The sequence below is a fragment of the uncultured Campylobacter sp. genome (assembly GCF_938031315.1).
Taxonomy (GTDB): domain Bacteria; phylum Campylobacterota; class Campylobacteria; order Campylobacterales; family Campylobacteraceae; genus Campylobacter_B.
This window is the reverse complement of sequence record NZ_CALHHT010000433.1, coordinates 1-1119: the sequence shown is the minus strand read 5'-3', so window position 1 is coordinate 1119 and position 1119 is coordinate 1. Positions and strand designations below refer to the sequence as shown.

Annotated in this window: 2 protein-coding genes; one reads left to right on the top strand and one right to left on the bottom strand. The window is 49.3% G+C overall.

Translation table 11 applies throughout. The annotated features are described in order from the left end of the window. A partial coding sequence (locus Q0236_RS10840) for a hypothetical protein (protein WP_297917766.1) occupies window positions 1-185 on the top strand: 185 nt, incomplete at its 5' end. Window positions 186-564: 379 nt separating this feature from the next. On the opposite strand, the gene Q0236_RS10835 is transcribed toward Q0236_RS10840, so the two are convergent. Continuing rightward, window positions 565-1119: NAD(P)H-dependent oxidoreductase (locus Q0236_RS10835; RefSeq protein ID WP_297917763.1), on the bottom strand; the 555-nt coding region annotated here is incomplete at its 5' end.

Here is a 1119-nt window from a genome sequence, read left to right as displayed (position 1 = left end):
GCGGCAAAAGAGGCACAAGCTTAGTTCGGGCGCTTTCTACTCCGCGCGCGGATTTGATTTTAAATTTGACTTATTCATTCCTTCGTAAAATTTTACTCTGCTCGGCGGAATTTTATCTAGCGGACGGGATTTTGTTTAGTAAGGCGGAGTTTTGCTTTACTAAGCGGAATTCTGCGCGGCTATGAAATTTTGATTTGCTCTGCCGAGCGCGCGGCCTAGCAAGCTCAAAAAGGCGCGTTGTAAAATTTTGTCGCGTCCGCTTCACGGCTCATCCATTATTGCGTTTTTAATGCTATTCGCAGACGGTGCGACCGCGAATTTTTACAGCTTGCCGCATTAAATCGCGGCAAATTTTATATTTCGATGATTTAGATGAGCCGCAAAGCAGGCTGTATTCTTTGGCAAAATTTTATTCCTGCGGCAAGCGGAACGGGCTAAATTTAAACATCCCGTTTGAAATTTCATCGCAGCCCTCTTGTTTCAAGGGCGCAATTCAAGCCCGAAAAGAGGCTTAAATTTAAAATTTAGCCCCAAAACCAGCTTTGGTTTTTAACTTAAAATTTTTTACCCGCGCTCTTTGCGCTTAAATTTCTTAAAAATTCCGCGTACTCCGCCGCGCCTTTTTTCTATCTGCGTGACACTGCTTTCGTAATCCACGCCCGGCGTCTCTTCGGCGCCGTAAAACGCGAAAAACTCGCGCCAGTCGGCGTGAAAATAGTAGCGAAATGCCAGCTCAAATGGCGCTAAAATCTTCTCCATCGTGAAATGATATCGCCCGCTAGGCGCGTAGTCGGCGCGCTTGATGCCCGCGCTCACCGCCAGCGCCACGGCGCGCCCACGAATGCCGTCGCTCGTGCGCCCGTAGGCAAATCCGTAGCTCATCGTCGCATCGATCCAGCTTTTTAAAATCGCGGGCGAGGAGAAATTATGCAGCGGAAATTGCAGCACCAGCGCGTCGTGAGCTTTGATTATCGCGCGCTCGCGCTCACCGTCTATTTCGCCGCTAGGATACTCGCGCGCTAGGTCGCGCACGGTGAAGCTTTGCACGGCGGCCTCTTTCAAAAACTGCTTGTTTATGACCGAATTCTTAATGTCGGGGTGAGCTAGAATGATTAAGCT